Source organism: Macrococcus sp. DPC7161 (genome assembly GCF_004117835.1).
GTDB lineage: Bacteria > Bacillota > Bacilli > Staphylococcales > Staphylococcaceae > SDSC01.
Genome location: NZ_SDSC01000062.1, coordinates 1 through 370 on the forward strand (window position 1 = coordinate 1; position 370 = coordinate 370).

The following is a 370-nucleotide window of genomic DNA, read 5'->3' on the forward strand; positions in this document are numbered from 1 at the left end:
GTATACGATTTAGGAGATAAAGTATGGTTTGATGCAGATAAAGATGGCATCCAAGATGCGGGAGAACCAGGTATTCCAGGTGTAACAGTAACATTAACAAAACCTGACGGTTCAACAATCACAACAACAACAGATGAAAATGGAAACTATATCTTCACAGACTTACCAAACGGAGACTACACATTAACATTTGAAACACCAGCAGGTTACAACGGTCCAACAATCTCTAACGTAGGTAATGACGGATTAGATTCAGATGGCCAAGTTGTGAAAGTAACCATCAACAACGCTGATGATATGACAATCGACTCAGGATTCATCAAAGTATCAGTAGGAGATACAGTTTGGGAAGATACAGATGGAGACGGTC

Annotated in this window: 1 protein-coding gene; it reads left to right on the top strand. The window is 40.0% G+C overall.

Annotation, left to right across the window (positions count from 1 at the left end):
* Positions 1–370, top strand: a 370-nt coding sequence (locus tag ER639_RS12115; protein ID WP_205757729.1) for an SdrD B-like domain-containing protein, incomplete at both ends; no start/stop codon positions are given.